Origin of the sequence: Thalassospira alkalitolerans, from assembly GCF_002115745.1 — a bacterium.
In the GTDB taxonomy this organism is placed as follows: Bacteria; Pseudomonadota; Alphaproteobacteria; order Rhodospirillales; family Thalassospiraceae; genus Thalassospira; species Thalassospira alkalitolerans.
Genome location: NZ_JFKB01000012.1, coordinates 1 through 17,021, shown reverse-complemented (window position 1 = coordinate 17,021; position 17,021 = coordinate 1). Strand labels below are relative to the sequence as shown.

Genomic DNA, 17,021 nt, shown 5'->3' with positions numbered 1-17,021 from the left:
GATATCGAAATGAGCAAGTTCAACATCGACAACGACGCCATTCGCCAGCTCGCAGAGCTGCTGGACGAAACCAACCTGACCGAGATCGAAGTTGCCACTGGCGACAATCGCATTCGCGTCGCCCGTCAGGGCACAATGGTTGCAGCCGCTCCGGCAGCTGCACCGGTTGCCGCAGTTGCGGCCGCCGCACCGGCGGCTCCCGCGGATGCAAGTTCCCATCCGGGCGCTGTGAAATCGCCGATGGTTGGCGTGGTCTATTTCTCTCCGGAACCGGGTGCAGCACCTTTCATTTCGCCGGGTTCCAGTGTTTCCGAAGGTCAGACAATCATGCTGATCGAGGCAATGAAAACCTTCAACCCGATCCGCGCACATAAATCGGGCAAAATCAGCCAGATTATCGCAATCGACGGCCATCCGGTCGAGTATGATGAAATGCTGGTCATTATTGAATAAGCCGGGGTAAACACCGCATGTTCGACAAACTCCTGATTGCCAACCGTGGCGAAATCGCGCTTCGTATTCAGCGCGCGTGCCGCGAAATGGGCATCAAAACTGTTGCGGTGCATTCCACCGCAGATGCCGACGCCATGCATGTGCGTCTGGCAGACGAGGCCGTTTGCATCGGCCCGGCAGCATCCAAAGACAGCTATCTGAACATTCCGGCGATCCTGTCGGCCGCCGAAATCACCGGCGCAAATGCCATCCATCCGGGATATGGCTTCCTGTCGGAAAATGCGGACTTCGCCGCAATGGTCGAAGAACACGGCTTTACCTTTATTGGTCCTTCAGCGGAACATATCCGCATGATGGGCGATAAGATCACCGCCAAACTGACAGTCGCCAAACTGGGCATTCCGGTTGTTCCGGGATCGGACGGGGAAATCACCACCGTTGACGAAGCCCAGAAATGCGCCGCCGAAATTGGTTATCCGATCCTGATCAAGGCATCGGGTGGCGGTGGCGGCCGTGGCATGAAGGTTGTCGAACGCGACGCAGACCTTGCCGAAGCCTTTTCCATGACCCGTAAAGAAGCCTTGCAGAACTTTGGCAATGCTGCGGTTTACATGGAAAAATACCTTGGCAAGCCGCGCCATATCGAACTTCAGGTTATTGGCGATTCCCATGGCAATGCCGTTCACCTGTTCGAACGCGATTGTTCGTTGCAGCGCCGCCATCAGAAGGTGCTTGAAGAAGCCCCTTCGCCGACGCTGACCCCCGAAGAACGCGAACGCATTGGCTCGACCTGTGCCAATGCGATGCGGGGTATGGGATATCGTAATGCCGGGACCATCGAATTCCTGTATGAAAATGGCGAGTTCTATTTTATCGAAATGAACACCCGCCTGCAGGTCGAACACCCGGTTACCGAAGCCATTTCGGGCGTGGACCTTGTGCGCGAACAAATCCGTGTGGCGGCGGGTCTTGAACTTTCCTTCACTCAGGAAGACCTTGAAATCCACGGCCATGCGATTGAATGTCGCATCAATGCCGAGGACCCGGAAACTTTTGTCCCGTCACCGGGCAAGGTTAAGGAATATCACGCGCCTGGTGGGTTGGGCGTTCGCGTCGATAGCGGCATCTATACCGGCTATTCGATTCCGCCCTATTACGACAGCATGATCGCCAAACTGATTGTGCATGGCCGTGACCGTGAAGAATGCATGATGCGCCTGCGCCGTGCATTGGCCGAATATGCAATTGGCGGGATCAAAACCACTATTCCGCTACACCAAAAACTTCTGGCGAATCCCGACATCCAAAAAGGTGACTACGACATTCACTGGCTGGAAAAATTCATGGGCATGAAAAACTAATTCAAGCCCAACGCACATTAAAACGGGGGTCCATTCGGATCCCCGTTTCCATTTTTTAACATCTGATGGCCGATAATAATCTTGTTGCACCCTGAAACGTGCATATATATCCACTATCGGCGTCAACCATACCCGGCACCGTACGGTAAACAGGATCAAAGACATTATTACCGCAATTATGTCGAGCCAGCTAACCCCCGATCTATTGATCCGCGCTTATTCTGTTGGTCTGTTTCCGATGGCCGAAAGCCATGACGATCCAACTCTTTACTGGATAGACCCTGAATGGCGCGGCGTTTTACCGCTGAACGGTTTTCATGTGCCGCGCAGCCTGCGCAAGGTTGTGCGCAAGGGAACCTTTGATATCCACGTCAACAAAGCATTTCGTGACGTGATCTTGGCATGCGCAGAACCAACCGATGATCGCGACGACACCTGGATCAATGAAAACATTCTTGATGCCTATTGCGCGCTTCACAAGATGGGCTGCGCGCATTCAATCGAAGCTTGGCTGGATGGTGAATTGGTTGGCGGGCTTTACGGCGTCAGTCTGGGACAGGCTTTTTTTGGCGAAAGCATGTTTTCACGTGCCACCAACGCATCGAAGGTCGCATTGGTTCATTTGGTCGCTCTGATGCGTCAGGGGGGCTATACCCTTTTGGATACGCAATTCGTCAACGATCACCTGAAACAGTTCGGGGTGGTCGAAATTCCGCGCGAAAGATACCGTTCGGATCTGGCCCGCGCACTTGCCGGACGCGCCAGCCTGCCGCTAGAGGCCGATCCAGAATTTATCGAGCAGGTCTTGTCACAACACGATCATTGATCCCATGATGGCTTTTCAGCCCTTTTCCAAAGCATCAATTGAAAGACCGCCCGTCCCCATGCTGATCCGTGCCGCCACCCAAAATGATATTCCAAGCATCCTTGATATTGTCTTTCCTGTCCTTCGGGCGGGTGAAACCTATGTCATGCCAACCGATATGACCAAAGATGATGTGATTTCCTATTGGATGGGGAATGACAAAGAAACCCTTGTGGCCGAAGAAGACGGCAAGATCGTTGGCACCTATTACATTCGGGCCAATCAGCCCGGATATGGCGCGCATGTTGCCAATTGCGGCTATATGACCGCACCGGAAGCCGCCGGTCGCGGCATCGCGCGGCGCATGTGCGAAGACTCGCTGCTCCGCGCCAAGGAACGCGGCTTCAAAGCCATGCAATTCAATTTTGTCATGGCCTGCAATACGGCAGCCGTGCATTTGTGGCCCAAGCTTGGCTTTGAAATTGTCGGCCGATTGCCCGGGGCATACATACATCCGGTTCATGGCGAGACCGATGCACTAATCATGTATCGCAAGCTGCCAACAACACACCCTTAAGTTTTAGTCTCAAGGCACACTCAATTTTTAATCTAGACCACCCCATTACGAATTGATAACTATTTAGCATTAACTCCTAATATTAGAGGGATGCTATTTATGCGCTTTCATATCATTTGCGGCTCGATCACCTGTATGTTGTTATTATCATCTTGCGCAGGAAAGTTAGAATACACACCGCCTACGGAGACAATAAAGACAGTTAACTCAATAATAATTGATCAGAAAAGAAGCTACCTCTGGGACAAATTAATCCCAAAACTAAGCAAAGAGTACTTTGTAATAAATAATATAGACAAAGATTCTGGTCTAATTAACGTCAGCTATAGTGGAAATCCATTAAAATATGTCGACTGTGGATATATACACTCATATGTAAAGAATGCAAATGGTGAGCGAAATTATCGATTCGCAGCATCATCTCCAAGTTCCTCATATGAGGTTCTCACTGATACTTTGTATTTTATCAACAGAAATATGTCACTTGATGGCCGAGTAAATATTATACTAGAAGAAATTGATTCAGATAAGACTCAAGTGACTGTGAATACAAGATATGTACTCACAAAAAAATCAACAGTAACAAATGTACAAGGACAGTCCACAAATTTCAATGATACCATTTATTTTAATACCGCGGGGCAAGCAAGCTTCCCCAACCCAGGAAATATTCAGCAAACGCTATGCATAGCAAATGGCCAGCTAGAAAAAGAAATACTTAAACTGGTAAAATAGCCTTCAACAAAAAAAACGGAACCGTTTTAGGCTCCGTTTTTCCCTATTTCTTTCCCGCGAATTAGAACAGGAAACGAACCCGAAGGGTGCCGTCAATGGCTTCAAGTTCCTTGCGGATACCAAGCCCCGGCTTGATTTCCTCGTCAACCTCAACAACCACGTAACCAACTCCGCCTTCGGAACGCAGATACTGACCGCTGATGTTGATCCCGCGTGTTGCGAACACATCGTTGATTTTCGACAGGACACCCGGAACGTTGCGATGGATATGCATGAAACGGGTATGCATGCGATCCTTGACCGGAAGCGCGACTTCCGGGAAGTTCACCGCCCCAAGGGTCGAGCCGTTATCGGAATAGGTAATCAGCTTATCAGCAACTTCGATCCCGATATTTTCCTGTGCTTCCTGTGTTGATCCCCCGATATGCGGGGTCAGAATCACATTGGGCATACCGCGAAGCGGGCTTTCAAACGGATCATCCTTGCCGGATGGTTCGACCGGAAACACATCCAAGGCCGCACCGGCCAGATGTCCACGCTCAAGGGCAGCAGCCAGATCATCAATCACGATGACATTGCCGCGTGCTGCGTTGATCAAATGCGCACCGGGTTTCATCTTGGCGATTTCAGTCGCCGTGATCATATTCTTGGTCTGATCCGTCGCAGGAACATGCAGCGATACCACATCGGCCTTCGCCAGCAATTCATCCATCGAGCTGCATGACGATGCATTGCCCATGGCGAGCTTGTTGATCACATCATAATAAATGACGTTCATGCCAAGCGATTCGGCCAAAACCGACAACTGCGTTCCGATATGGCCATAACCAATAATGCCAAGCGTCTTGCCGCGTGCTTCAAACGAACCCTTGGCATTTTTCAACCAGCCACCGGCATGGGCTGCTTTGTCACGCTGCGGAATACCGCGCATCAACATAATGATCTGGCCCAATACCAGTTCGGCAACCGAACGAGTATTGGAATAAGGCGCGTTAAAGACCGGGATACCGCGCATCGCAGCAGCGGTAAGATCTACCTGATTGGTACCGATACAAAAACACCCGATCGAGGTCAGTTTGGGGGCGGCATCGATGACGCCTTCGGTCAGTTTGGTGCGGGAACGGATGCCCAAAAAATGCGCTTCGGAAACGGCAGATTTCAGTTCATCCGCATCCAAGGCAGCAGGGTAGTGGTCGACATTAGAGTAGCCGGCCTCTTTGAACATCTTTACAGCGTTTTCATGGATACCTTCGAGCAGGACGATCTTGATCTTGTCCTTCTCCAACGAAAGTTTGCTGTTCACGGCGCACCATCCTTTTCTTTACGAGGGCGACACGGGCTTTTCCCGAGCCGTAGAGCCGTAACGTTACGTGCCCTGAACCAATGAAATAGGACCTAAGATGGCTTGCGTCAAAGGCTTTCCCTTGCGCAAACACGCAATGCGCCTATCTTCTGAACGCATATACCGGCTATTGCGTATAGAATGCAGGCCCAAACGGCGATCACGGATAGAATACAGGGGACCCCATCTTGCCTGCCGAGATACGAACCGTAACCGACATCCACAAAATTGGTGAAACCGACTGGGACAGATGTGCTGGCCCGGACAATCCGTTTGTCAGCTTTGCGTTCCTTTCCGCAATGGAAGACAGCGGATCGACCAATGCCGATACCGGTTGGCAACCATTTCATCTGATGGTTACCGATGAAGACGAAACAATCGCCGGAATCGTACCACTTTATGTGAAGGCGCATTCATACGGGGAATATGTTTTCGATTGGAATTGGGCAGAGGCCTTTGAACGGGCTGGCGGTCGCTATTACCCAAAACTACAGGCAGCAGTCCCCTTTTCACCCGTCCCTGGCCCGCGCCTTTTAATCCGATCAGATCACCCCGCACCGGACCGCATCCGCAAGCTTTTGATCGACGGGCTTTCTGCCCTACCCGAACGACTTGGCATTGCCACCTTGCATGTCACCTTTTGCAGTAGCGACGAAAGCCGTGCGTTGGAAGATGCCGGGTTTATGGCGCGAACCGGTATCCAGTATCATTGGCGCAACCGCGACTATGGCAGTTTCGATGATTTTCTTGGCGCATTAAATTCGCGCAAACGCAAAAATTTGCGCAAGGAACGCAAACAGGTTCTTGAAGCCAGCTACAGCTTTGCGGCACTTTCAGGGGATGACCTTAAGGCCGAACATTGGGACCGGTTTTACCAGTTTTACCGTGACACATCGGATCGCAAATGGGGCCAAGCCTATTTGACGCGGGAATTCTTTGACCTTTTGCATCAACGATTGCGGGATCGCACCGTTTTGGTCGCAGCACATCGCGACGGTGAAATGGTGGCCGGGGCGCTTAACCTGATCGGGTCGGAAACACTTTACGGGCGCAATTGGGGCACGATGGACCGCACCCCGCTTTTACATTTTGAAACCTGTTATTATCAGGCAATAGACATTGCCATCGAACGCGGCCTGAAAACGGTTGAAGCCGGTGCGCAGGGCGAACACAAGATTCAGCGTGGCTATGAACCTGTTCTGACCCATTCAGCCCATTTAATTGCCGATCAGGGCCTGCGCAATGCCGTTAGCCGTTTCCTTGATCAGGAACGCCGCCACATCGCACAGGATCGCGACTTCATCATTGCCGAACACAGCCCTTATCGGCAGAACGCGGACTAAAATCGGGAACCTAAAATCAGATACAAACCTAAAAAAGGGGCACGATGTATCACATCGTGCCCCTTTCAGGTTTCTTTGGCCAACCTATCGTCGTTCGTCGTTAAACGGCCCTGACGTCGGTCAGGAAGCCATTTACATGACTGCGCAATTCATCATTGGCTGCGGCCAGTCGCCCAACACAGTCAAGCTGCCCATGCGAAAGATCACCGCTTTCGGTTGTCGCCTCGGCAACGTTCTTGACCGCGTTCGAAATGGCGATATTGCCATTCGCCGCGCCTTCAACACTGCGCGAGATTTCCTGAGTTGCAGCACCCTGCTCTTCCACAGCACTGGCAACGACCGACATCAGTTCATCAATCTGGTGAATGGTATTGGCAAAGCCACGGACGGCCGCGGATGCAGCACCGGTTTCACCCTGTATCTCATTGATTTTTTGCGATATCTGCTCGGTCGCCTTAACAGTCTGGGCCGCAAGGTTTTTAACCTCGCCTGCAACCACGGCAAAGCCTTTGCCTGCATCACCGGCACGGGCCGATTCAATCGTGGCATTCAGCGCCAGCATATTGGTTTGATCAGCAATGTCGCTGATCAGATTGACGACTTCACCAACACTTTGTGCCGCACCATTCAAAAGTTCAACACGCTGGTTGGTGCGTTCGGTTTCGCCAACGGCAAGTTGGGTAATTTCCGTGACCCGGGCAATCTGTGCCGAAATTTCGGCAATCGAGGCCGAAAGCTGTGCGGTTGCCGAGGCCACTGTTTCGATGTCGGTTGACGATTCTTCGGCTTGCTCGGCCACGCTTTTGGCATCCTGATTGGCACGAACGGAATGCGATGACAGCGTTTCTGATGCACTGCGAACCTCATCAAGAGCAACACTCACCGCTGACAGAACTTCCTGGATTTTGTGATCGAAACCGGCCGTAAGGGTTCCCATGCGCTTGGTACGTTCAACCTGGCGATCGGACTCCATACGTTCCTGTTCGGCCATACGTGCTCGCTCGCGGGCATTTTCACGGAAGATCTCAAGCGATTTGGCCATGGCACCGACTTCGTCGGCACGCTTCATATCAAGAATTTCAATATCCAGATTGCCCGATGCAAGGCTTCCCATCGCATCGTTCATTTTACGGATCGGGGTTGCGATTAATCGCGACAACGTCCCCCCAAACAGGGCCGCCATGCAGATCAACAAGGCCACACCAATTCCCAATGTTAACTGAAACAGCCACATCGCCCGTTCAGTCTGAAGTTCAACATCCAGGTTCATCTGATCAATATTGGTCGACAGCTCTTGTGCAATTTTCGACACACTGTCAGACAGTTCACGCGGCTCACCAGATGCCTCGATCGCACGGGCGTGGTTCACTGTCAGGTAGTGGCGCATCAGCTTGGCCTGCTGACTTGCAATTTCTTCCCAACGGTCAATTGCGCCGTCCATTTTGTCGATCAGATCGGCAATTGTTGGATTGATCGTCGCATAGGTTTTCAAAACATCGGTGCGAATACTAATCTCGGCCAAGGATTTCTCATAGCTTTTAAGTCCGGTGCGATCACCGGTTGTCAGGAAATAAACCAGTTCCTGACGTGCCATCAGATAGGAACGATCCAGATTGCGATAGTCGCGCTCAAATTCGGCAAGATAGTCGCGCTGCTCGTTGGCGGACTTGACCTGGGATGTTGCATACATCCCCGCAACAGCAACCATCAGAATAACCGCAATCATCACGGCAAAGCAGGTGGTCAGCTTGGCGGGTATTGAAAGGTCTTTAAAAAAGTTCATTGTCCATCTCCCTCAGAGCTGCTGACGACGTGCAAGTTCATTGAGATTTACCTCAATGGTAACCGCACCGATCGGCTCGCCTTGCGCGTTGCTTAGCGTCATATTGAGCTGGGAACGCCAGGTATCGGTTTCATCGTTGTACTCGGCTTCATCGATGAACACCGCATTGGCACCCTTTGGATATGTATTCTGAAACTTGGCTTCGTCGCCCTGCCAGAAATCCGACGTGATCGAACTTTGCCCGACATTTAAGCCAACGGCATCCATAACGAAGATTTCAGCATACAAACCACCGGAACGGGCCTGAATCTGGGTAAGATAACTGGACAATGGATTGGTCAGGGTGGCCGCGACCAATGGCTGGTCTTCCGCTTCGCGCTCGGCGCGCCATTGTTTGTCCGCAGCGTCAATCTGATCCTGCACCATATCTTTTCGAAGACGGTTCTGGGAATTGATCGACAGGGAAACAACAGGACTATCAAGCCACTCGCGAACACTGCGAATGGTGTCGTCAGTAATGATCTTGTCCGGAGCACCGGGTAGCTCCGATTTAGCGAGTACCGGTGCCGCGCCAGAAACCATTCCGACCATCAGGCCTGCCAGTACAAAAAAGCATTTAGTCGCTTCCATTGTCTCTCCTTCCGCCCCATAAGTATGTAATCAGTCTATTCATTAGTATAGACGTATAGGATAAAACCTATCCATACACAACTACTTTGAGATGCAGAAAATAGAATTCAAGCACGCAAACGCCCAAGACTCCTCATATGGGGAGTTCAGGGATGCAGTTACAGAGGGAAAGAGGGGGAAATGTCTAAACCAGAAAAGAAAAAAGCGGCGGAAAAAAAACCGCCGCTGAGTTTGGTTGGGACACGAGCAAACTGCAGAAGATTACGTTGTTCCAGGCGCAAGATGCGCCCCTGCAAAGAACAACTGTCCGCTCCAAACAATGCATAGAGCGTGCCAGTTTTAGATAAAAAGTAAATTCCCCGCTTTTTAGCCGATTATCGACCGGGAAAATCCATACAGTCCAACCACTTCAAATTTTAATTGCAAATTGCAAAGCTGAAATTTGCAATTTGCAATTATCATTTTTCGCATTTTGCAACGACGCGGACAAGCGCAACCCCAAACGCAAGCCTCACAGAAAATCAGCCTGCGTTACCACCCGCCGATTTACGCTTTTTACGTTTGCCGAAATTCAGCAAAGCAGGTGCGTTTTCAATGATTTCCTTTAGGATTTCTTTGGCGCTATCAAGATCATCCTTGGCAGATGAGTCGAGCTGACTGATATAGCGCGGGTTGGAAATCATACGTTCAGCTTCGTAAAGAGTCCGCAGTTCGCTTTGGAACATTTCACGCGCCCCCAACGGAAGGGCAGGCTTTGCACTCATCACATAAAAGAACTTCAAACTGGTTTTGATGACAATCCGCAACATCAAAACCTGAAGCTTGTGAAACTGTTCTTCGAGTTCGTCCTTTTTTGGATGTTGTTCAAGTTTCGCAAGACGGTCGGTAAGCACCAGCGAGAGCGCCTTGAAATTATCAACCTCCTCACGAAACGGTCGGTAACCTGTTACCTCCGTCGTGTCAGCGGTCTTTTCAAGGATATCTGCCAACGCCACCAATCTTCGAGCCCGCAATTCAAGCTTGGCCAGAAAATGCTCGACTTCGTCCCTATATCTTCGCTGTGTCACCTGGTTCATTATTTTTTATGCGCCATTAAAAGCAATTGCCCGAAACAATTGTTCCGGGCAATCACAATAACGCGCCATTGCTTAATGACAAGGTAATCGGTCACACAAGCCGTCAGCTTGCCATTTCAGGATCTTTTTCTTTTTTCGAGCCATCGCCATTTACATCGGGGAATCGGAACACAACAGCATCGTCTTCGATATCCACCAGAACCGCCCCGCCCTTTTCGAGCCTGCCAAACAAGAGTTCCTCGGCAAGTGGCTTTTTAACATGTTCCTGAATAACCCGCCCCAGCGGACGCGCGCCAAAGGCCACATCATAACCACGTTCGGCAAGCCATGCCCGTGCAGCCTCGGTCAATTCGATCGAAACATTGCGATCCGCAAGCTGGACTTCAAGCTGCAGAACGAACTTGTCGACAACCATTTTGACGACATCAAGCTTAAGGTTAGCGAACGGAACAACGGCATCCAAACGGTTCCGGAATTCCGGCGTGAAGGTGCGTTTAATCGCCTCTTCATCCTCGCCGGTGCGAATATCGCGCTTGAACCCGATTGGTGGTTTTGCCATATCAGATGCACCGGCATTGGTTGTCATCACCAACACAATATTACGGAAATCAACGTTCTTGCCGTTATTATCCGTCAGCTTGCCGTGATCCATAACCTGCAAAAGAATATTGAACAGATCCGGATGGGCCTTTTCAATCTCATCCAGCAGAACAACCGCATGCGGATGCTGATCAACGGAATCGGTCAAAAGCCCGCCCTGATCAAACCCAACATAGCCCGGCGGCGCACCAATCAGACGTGAAACACTATGGCGCTCCATATATTCCGACATGTCAAAGCGAATAAATTCAATCCCCATGACATTGGCAAGCTGTTTGGCGACTTCGGTCTTGCCGACACCGGTCGGGCCAGAGAACAAATAACTGCCAATCGGTTTTTCCGGTTCGCGCAATCCCGCACGTGCCAATTTGATCGCACTGGCCACGGCTTCAATTGCTTCGTCCTGACCAAACACAACCGTTTTCAGGTCGCGTTCAAGATTGGCCAACGCCTTGCGATCATCCGTCGAAACCGATTTTGGTGGTATGCGCGCGATCTTGGCGACAATTTCCTCGACATCGCGTTTGGAAATCGTCCGTTTTCGCTTGCTCGGCGCGACCAGCATCCGGGATGCGCCCACTTCGTCAATCACATCAATCGCGCTGTCGGGACGCTTGCGGTCATTAATATAACGTGATGCCAGCTCAACAGCGGACCGGATGGCCTCGTTGGTGTATTTAACGTGGTGATGTTCCTCGTAATAGGGTTTGAGCCCCTTGAGGATTTTGATGGTGTCTTCGGGTGAAGGTTCATCAACATCAATTTTCTGGAAACGACGGACCAAGGCACGGTCTTTTTCGAAATGACTGCGGAATTCCTTATAGGTCGTCGACCCGATGCACCGAAGCGACCCGCTGGCAAGCGCCGGTTTCAACAGGTTTGATGCATCCATCGCCCCGCCAGAAGTGGCGCCAGCCCCAATCACGGTATGAATTTCATCAATGAACAATACCGCGCCGTCAAATTCTTCAAGCTCCTTAACCACCGCCTTCAGGCGTTCCTCGAAATCACCGCGATAACGGGTTCCAGCCAAAAGCGAGCCCATATCAAGCGAGAAAATCGTGGCATCGGCCAGAACCTCTGGCACATCACCGTCAACGATACGACGTGCCAAACCTTCGGCAATTGCAGTTTTGCCAACTCCGGGGTCCCCGACATAAAGCGGGTTATTCTTGGTCCGGCGACACAGAACCTGAATGGTGCGTTCAATTTCGCTTTGACGACCGATCAACGGATCGATTTTGCCCTTTTGCGCCTTCACATTCAGATTTACACAATATGCCTTAAGAGCTTCGCCCTCGCCTGCGGCAGCGGCGATACCTTCTTCGGCATCTGCCGCAGCACCCGGGGCAACTTCTTCCTCGGCACCGCGTGGGATCCGGCGTTCATTAAGTTCAGGCGCCTTGGCGATACCGTGGGAAATGTAATTCACAGCGTCAAGACGCGTCATGTCCTGCAATTGCAAATAATAAACCGCATGCGATTCGCGTTCGGAAAACAATGCGACCAGCACATTCGCCCCGGTAACTTCTTCACGCCCGGACGATTGGACATGAATGGCGGCACGCTGAATAACACGCTGAAAACCGGCGGTTGGTTTTGGATCTACCAACCGTGCACTGATCAGGCCGGAAAGTTCGCTATCGGCAAATTCCAGCAAATCCGAACGCAGACGATCAACGTCCACCCGGCAGGCTTTCAAAACTGACAGCGCATCCTGATCTTCGGTCAGAGACAAAAGCAGATGTTCCAGCGTTGCATATTCATGACGCCGTTCCGACGCATAAGCCAGCGCACGATGTAAGCTTTCTTCAAGGTTACGTGAGAGCATGTTTCACTCCTTCTCTAACGTGCACTGCAGCGGGTGCTGGTTTTGCCGTGCCAGATCCATGACCTGGTTGACCTTGGTTTCCGCAATTTCGTAGGTGAAGACGCCACAAATGCCGACTCCTTTGCGATGAACCTGAAGCATGATTGCGGTCGCCTCTTCCCGGCCTTTTTCAAAGAACCGTTCAAGCACCTGAACAACGAACTCCATGGGGGTGTAGTCGTCATTCAGCAACAGCACCTTGTACATGGACGGCTTCTTTGTCTTCGGCCGCGTTTTCGTTACGATCCCCGTATTCGGAAGACCACCATCGTCATTGTCCTGCTCACTCATAATCTGCTTACCGGAACCCTTTTGTTCTGCATTATCTCCATGATAGGTCATTGAACATCTGTTTCAAAGTCCGCAGCGATAAAACGCCTTATTTAACCTTATCCCAAATTCATGTAAGCCGAGAATCGCACGCTGCAAGATCATCAGCCAAACTTCATCACATTTGTTCTAAATATAGGCACAAAAACGAAAAACGGACATGGTCGTTCAACCATGTCCGTTTCTGCAGAAATTCTGGCACAAGGCAAACGCCCCGGCGCGCGCCGATTATTTCATCGGGGCACCGGCCACCTTGGTCATGGCCGCAACACTTTCATTAATGGCTGAAAGCATCATTTCCTGAATTTTCTCACCCTCGGACATACCCGTTTCGACATAGCGTTTAAAGATACGACTATTGAGGTCCTGCAATTCGGAAAGGCTTTCGATTTTCGACAGAGCTTCAAGATCTGCCTGCGATGCATCAATTTCACTCTGCGCCCAGGAAACAAGCTCCGCACCAAGCGAACTACTTTTTTCCATCATCGCAGATGACAGCTCCAACACACTTTCCAGCCCCTTTTGCGGTCCGCCAAGAAATTCCTCGTATTGCGCAATCACTTTTGTGCCCGCATCGGAAAAAACATCTGCCTGACCGGAAAACGTGTCAAAGAACTGCGCGATTGAATCATTTGCCGCCGTAACACTGCCTTCAAAGGCCTCTTTGCTGGCAGACATCATTGCATCAACATCCGGCGTTTTCCAAAGATCAAAAAACGGCTCAAGCGACAGTGGCTCAAACGACATCGCGCCAAAACCCATGACATCATTGGTATTCGATGCCTTGGATTCGGCTGCAGTATCGGCGACGGGTTTCGCTTCAACCTTGGCCGGGGCAGGTTTACTGGCTGCAGCGGCTTTCGGTGCAGCGACCGTTTTCTGTTCCTGGGTCACGATAGGAGCCTTTTTTGCTGGAGGGCTGACTTTGGCAACAACCGGCGACTTTGCTTCTACAACAACCGGTTTATCCGTTGCTTTCGCAGGTTTGGAAGCAGTCGCAGGCTTGTCCTTGGCTGCTTTGCCTTCGGGGACCTTCGCCGCATCGGCATTCGCGGCAGGCGTATCATCGATGGGCGTCACAGCTAACGTGGTTGCTGCTGGCGGTGCCGATTTCGGCTCTGCTTCAGAAGAAGCGGCAACCGGTTTTGGGGCCGCTTGGGCTTTGACTGCCCCGCCATCTGTTTTGGCACCAAGTGATGGTGCTGCCGGTGCCGCCGGCACCTGGCGCGTGGCATCAGCCTCAAGCGCCGCCGCCGTCGTTACCACACGTTTTGGTGGCGTCGTCGGCGTAACAGAAACCTCAGCCATCGCGGACTTCGCAGTCGCAGCAGATTTTTTCCGCACAACCGCCGAGGCAGGCTTCACACCAGAACTTTTGGTTGATTTCGCCTTGCTATCGACGGATTTATTTGAATTTGTCGCTGATGTTTTGCGAGGAGCCACCATGACGTCGACCTCCTTATATTGAATTGGTCATTCCAAGATGATGTTGCAATGCAACATAACCGTAGATGGAATATACACCAAACGTCAAGTTTACTTTGGTGACAGTTTTGTACGCTGACATAAATCAATATATCTGCATCTAAACAAAAAAACTCTCCCCCCAGAACGTCGCATCGAGAAATAGATGCAGGGTCAACAACTTAGTCTTTGCTTACCCTCTCGACCTCTCTGAAAATACATAATCAAAACCGAAAACGGCACCCGATTTCGGGTGCCGTTTAACCAAATTTAACGTCGGGACAAATCGCTTAACGCAACTGGTTGCCCCGAACTGTCCGATAAAAATTGCGTGACTCGGACTTCTTGTCATTCTTGCCATAAACCGGATCGGGCAATTTCGGCGCATCGGCCGCAGGCGGCATTGGCAGCGGTTTTTCCAAACCGGAAAGATTTTCAAGCACCCCCGGGAAGGTTAATGCCCGCAAGTCATCCTTGGCTGATGTCCAGGCCGCCAGCGTGATGTTCTTTGATGAACACCCAATCGCGATCCAGTAGTAATCATTGGAATGCAATCGCAATCCGTCATGTTTCTGATACCCGAACCCGTTTGCCTGCAGCGCGTCAGTCAATGCGATATATTGCCCACGTGAAAGATCATCGCGCGATTCTGCACCACCAAAGGCCCCAAGCGGCGCATTGAACTCGACATCGATCTGACTGACATTAAGCGGGCCAAAAATACGCGACACCATTTCAAACTGTTGCGCCCCGGCCTGCGGGATCAGATCATAGCTGCGTGATTCTTTATAGTAATCAGCATTATAGATAATGCGAATCCGTCCTTCTGCATCACCAGCAGAACAGGCGGTTCGGATATCGTCAGCATTAAGATATGAGAACCAGCTAGCCTTTCTGATCAACGGGTTTTCAATGTCACTGGACCCGGTAAAACTGCAGGCTGAAAGCGCTATCACCCCAGCAACAGAGAAGAATTTCCTTTTTGAAATTGACGGTTTCATGCTTATCTTACTGACAACAGACATTATTTTTTTACGCATTCGATCCTCGATTTTTGGCTGTTTGCCGGATATAAAATAAGTCTGCCGAAAAAATGAGACCGCAACAAGGCGGCATTCTGAATACCGCAGCACATGTTAAGCATTTTTTTAACGACATGATGCGACACTGGTCTTATTTCGTCTTGGGGATTCACCGAAAGCCGAGCCCGTCAAATGCGTTTAAAGATCCGCCTTGGGCCAAAAGCAATGGCCACCGATAGTACTGATCGACACCAGACGATGTGGCATATGCCGGGTCGGGCGGTTGTCTTTGCCTTGTCGATTCTAATGCTGATGGCGACGGCTGTCGTCATAACGACACCGGCAGCAATGGCGCGCACCTATACCGCAATGATCATTGACGCTGAAACCGGCGACGTTCTGCATGAATATCGCCCGGATCACAAAGTTTATCCGGCGTCACTGACCAAAATCATGACGCTTTACATGCTGTTTGATGCGCTGGATTCAGGCAAGGTATCGCTTTCAACCCGTATGGAAGTATCCAAGCGTGCCTGGGGTCAGGCCCCATCAAAACTGGGATTGAAACCCGGTGAAAAGATTTCAGTCGAAGACGCGATTCTTGCACTTGTCACCAAATCGGCAAACGACATCGCGGTTGTTGTGGCCGAACATCTGGGGGGAACGGAAGTCAAGTTCGCCCAGATGATGACGGCCAAGGCACGTAAGATCGGCATGAAAAACACCACTTTCCGCAATGCATCGGGCCTGCCGAACCGTGGCCAATTAACCACGGCACGCGATATGATCCTCCTTGCGGTGTCACTGCGCAAAGACTACGGCAACTATTATCACTATTTCAGTACCCAGAAGTTCAGTTATGGCAAGCGCACCTATGGCAACCATAACAATCTTCTGGCGTCCTATTACGGTACCGACGGGATCAAAACCGGCTATATCAATGCATCAGGCTTTAACCTTGTTGCGTCGGTCAATCGCAATGGCAAGCGCCTGATCGGGGCTGTCTTTGGTGGTCGCACGGCGCGATCACGCGATGACCAAATGAAAAAGCTTCTTGATCAGGCTTATGTCAGCCTTACCAAAGAAGGCGAGATCATGGCACCGCGTCCTCGCATCAGCCCGGATGACAAGATCCTGCCCGCCGACACACAGCTTTTGATGGCCAAACAAAACAATGCCAGCGAGGCCGAACAGCCAGGGCGCATTGATACCGAAACCGTTGTCGCGCGTCTGAAACCGGAAACCGGCGACTGGGGCATTCAGGTTGGCGCCTTTAGCAATCAGCGCCGCGCACAAGAAGCTGTCCTTGCCGCGGCCCGTACCGCCCCGGATGTCTTGCGCCTGACCCGTGCCGCGGTCGAGCAGCAAAACAGCGGATCAGGTGTCGTCTATCGCGCACGTCTTCTGGGATTTGGCGGTGAACAGGAAGCACGCAGCGCCTGTGCCGCCCTTCGCAAGGAAAACGTTGCTTGTATCCCGGTCAACGCCGGTGATGCTGGCTGACAAAAAGCAATAACGGCAAATTTAAAAAGGCCCGCCGAATTATTCGGCGGGCCTTTTTCTTAATCATTTCTGATCTGGTGAAATCTTGATAACCACCTAGAGCGGTTCACGTTTTTACAGAAACATA

At 51.1% G+C, this 17,021-nt stretch carries 16 protein-coding genes; 8 read left to right on the top strand and 8 right to left on the bottom strand.

Translation table 11 applies throughout. The features are described 5' to 3' along the window. Positions 1-9 precede the first annotated feature (9 nt). From TALK_RS16255 to TALK_RS16235, 5 genes are all read left to right on the top strand, one after another. Positions 10-453 (top strand): acetyl-CoA carboxylase biotin carboxyl carrier protein, encoded by a 444-nt coding sequence (locus TALK_RS16255; RefSeq protein ID WP_085620206.1) that lies wholly within the window; start codon positions 10-12, stop codon positions 451-453. Between the two features lie 17 nt (positions 454-470). Then, positions 471-1,814: an acetyl-CoA carboxylase biotin carboxylase subunit gene (accC, locus tag TALK_RS16250; RefSeq protein ID WP_085620205.1), complete on the top strand. Its 1,344-nt coding sequence runs from the start codon at positions 471-473 to the stop codon at positions 1,812-1,814. 178 nt (positions 1,815-1,992) lie between these two features. Further along, complete coding sequence (aat, locus tag TALK_RS16245) at positions 1,993-2,640, top strand: leucyl/phenylalanyl-tRNA--protein transferase (protein ID WP_085620204.1); 648 nt, start codon at positions 1,993-1,995, stop codon at positions 2,638-2,640. Between the two features lie 58 nt (positions 2,641-2,698). Next, positions 2,699-3,196: a GNAT family N-acetyltransferase gene (locus TALK_RS16240; RefSeq protein WP_085620301.1), complete on the top strand. Its 498-nt coding sequence runs from the start codon at positions 2,699-2,701 to the stop codon at positions 3,194-3,196. Between the two features lie 99 nt (positions 3,197-3,295). Further along, positions 3,296-3,931 (top strand): hypothetical protein, encoded by a 636-nt coding sequence (locus TALK_RS16235; RefSeq protein ID WP_085620203.1) that lies wholly within the window; start codon positions 3,296-3,298, stop codon positions 3,929-3,931. A gap of 61 nt (positions 3,932-3,992) precedes the next feature. On the opposite strand, the gene serA is transcribed toward TALK_RS16235, so the two are convergent. Next, positions 3,993-5,234 (bottom strand): phosphoglycerate dehydrogenase, encoded by a 1,242-nt coding sequence (serA, locus tag TALK_RS16230; protein WP_085620202.1) that lies wholly within the window; start codon positions 5,232-5,234, stop codon positions 3,993-3,995. A 227-nt stretch (positions 5,235-5,461) separates the two neighbouring features. Between serA and TALK_RS16225 the strand changes: the two genes are divergently transcribed. Further along, positions 5,462-6,616 carry a GNAT family N-acetyltransferase gene (locus tag TALK_RS16225; protein WP_085620201.1) on the top strand — a complete coding sequence of 385 codons (1,155 nt, stop codon included), beginning with the start codon at positions 5,462-5,464 and terminating at the stop codon, positions 6,614-6,616. Between the two features lie 100 nt (positions 6,617-6,716). On the opposite strand, the gene TALK_RS16220 is transcribed toward TALK_RS16225, so the two are convergent. The 6 genes from TALK_RS16220 to TALK_RS22145 all read right to left on the bottom strand — a co-directional run bounded on the left by TALK_RS16220 (position 6,717) and on the right by TALK_RS22145 (position 13,799). Then, positions 6,717-8,399, bottom strand: coding sequence for a methyl-accepting chemotaxis protein (locus TALK_RS16220; protein WP_085620200.1), 1,683 nt, complete (start codon positions 8,397-8,399; stop codon positions 6,717-6,719). Positions 8,400-8,411: 12 nt separating this feature from the next. Next, a complete protein-coding gene (locus TALK_RS16215) occupies positions 8,412-9,029 on the bottom strand; it encodes a hypothetical protein (protein ID WP_085620199.1) in 618 nt (205 codons plus the stop codon). Positions 9,030-9,550: 521 nt separating this feature from the next. Beyond that, positions 9,551-10,105: a hypothetical protein gene (locus TALK_RS16210; protein ID WP_085620198.1), complete on the bottom strand. Its 555-nt coding sequence runs from the start codon at positions 10,103-10,105 to the stop codon at positions 9,551-9,553. A 103-nt stretch (positions 10,106-10,208) separates the two neighbouring features. Further along, positions 10,209-12,536, bottom strand: coding sequence for an ATP-dependent Clp protease ATP-binding subunit ClpA (clpA, locus tag TALK_RS16205; protein ID WP_085620197.1), 2,328 nt, complete (start codon positions 12,534-12,536; stop codon positions 10,209-10,211). A 3-nt stretch (positions 12,537-12,539) separates the two neighbouring features. Beyond that, entirely contained in the window at positions 12,540-12,866 is a 327-nt protein-coding gene (gene clpS / locus TALK_RS16200) for an ATP-dependent Clp protease adapter ClpS (protein WP_085620300.1), read from the bottom strand. Positions 12,867-13,133: 267 nt separating this feature from the next. Then, a complete protein-coding gene (locus TALK_RS22145) occupies positions 13,134-13,799 on the bottom strand; it encodes a phasin family protein (protein ID WP_169715058.1) in 666 nt (221 codons plus the stop codon). Positions 13,800-13,830: 31 nt separating this feature from the next. Between TALK_RS22145 and TALK_RS22140 the strand changes: the two genes are divergently transcribed. Then, positions 13,831-14,373: a hypothetical protein gene (locus TALK_RS22140; protein ID WP_169715057.1), complete on the top strand. Its 543-nt coding sequence runs from the start codon at positions 13,831-13,833 to the stop codon at positions 14,371-14,373. A 286-nt stretch (positions 14,374-14,659) separates the two neighbouring features. Here the strand turns inward: TALK_RS22140 and TALK_RS16190 are convergent, their stop codons facing one another. Continuing rightward, positions 14,660-15,271: a hypothetical protein gene (locus tag TALK_RS16190; RefSeq protein ID WP_245829969.1), complete on the bottom strand. Its 612-nt coding sequence runs from the start codon at positions 15,269-15,271 to the stop codon at positions 14,660-14,662. Between the two features lie 312 nt (positions 15,272-15,583). Here TALK_RS16190 and TALK_RS16185 point away from each other — a divergent pair, with 312 nt between their 5' ends. Continuing rightward, positions 15,584-16,894 (top strand): D-alanyl-D-alanine carboxypeptidase, encoded by a 1,311-nt coding sequence (locus tag TALK_RS16185; RefSeq protein ID WP_245829967.1) that lies wholly within the window; start codon positions 15,584-15,586, stop codon positions 16,892-16,894. Positions 16,895-17,021 lie beyond the last annotated feature (127 nt).

Coding starts and splice junctions, on each gene's coding strand:
- TALK_RS16255 (WP_085620206.1), top strand. CDS start 10: ATGAGCAAGTTCAACATCGACAACGACGCCATTCGCCAGCTCGCAGAG.
- accC (WP_085620205.1), top strand. CDS start 471: ATGTTCGACAAACTCCTGATTGCCAACCGTGGCGAAATCGCGCTTCGT.
- aat (WP_085620204.1), top strand. CDS start 1,993: ATGTCGAGCCAGCTAACCCCCGATCTATTGATCCGCGCTTATTCTGTT.
- TALK_RS16240 (WP_085620301.1), top strand. CDS start 2,699: ATGCTGATCCGTGCCGCCACCCAAAATGATATTCCAAGCATCCTTGAT.
- TALK_RS16235 (WP_085620203.1), top strand. CDS start 3,296: ATGCGCTTTCATATCATTTGCGGCTCGATCACCTGTATGTTGTTATTA.
- TALK_RS16220 (WP_085620200.1), bottom strand. CDS start 8,399: ATGAACTTTTTTAAAGACCTTTCAATACCCGCCAAGCTGACCACCTGC.
- TALK_RS16215 (WP_085620199.1), bottom strand. CDS start 9,029: ATGGAAGCGACTAAATGCTTTTTTGTACTGGCAGGCCTGATGGTCGGA.
- TALK_RS16210 (WP_085620198.1), bottom strand. CDS start 10,105: ATGAACCAGGTGACACAGCGAAGATATAGGGACGAAGTCGAGCATTTT.
- clpA (WP_085620197.1), bottom strand. CDS start 12,536: ATGCTCTCACGTAACCTTGAAGAAAGCTTACATCGTGCGCTGGCTTAT.
- clpS (WP_085620300.1), bottom strand. CDS start 12,866: ATGAGTGAGCAGGACAATGACGATGGTGGTCTTCCGAATACGGGGATC.
- TALK_RS16185 (WP_245829967.1), top strand. CDS start 15,584: ATGCGTTTAAAGATCCGCCTTGGGCCAAAAGCAATGGCCACCGATAGT.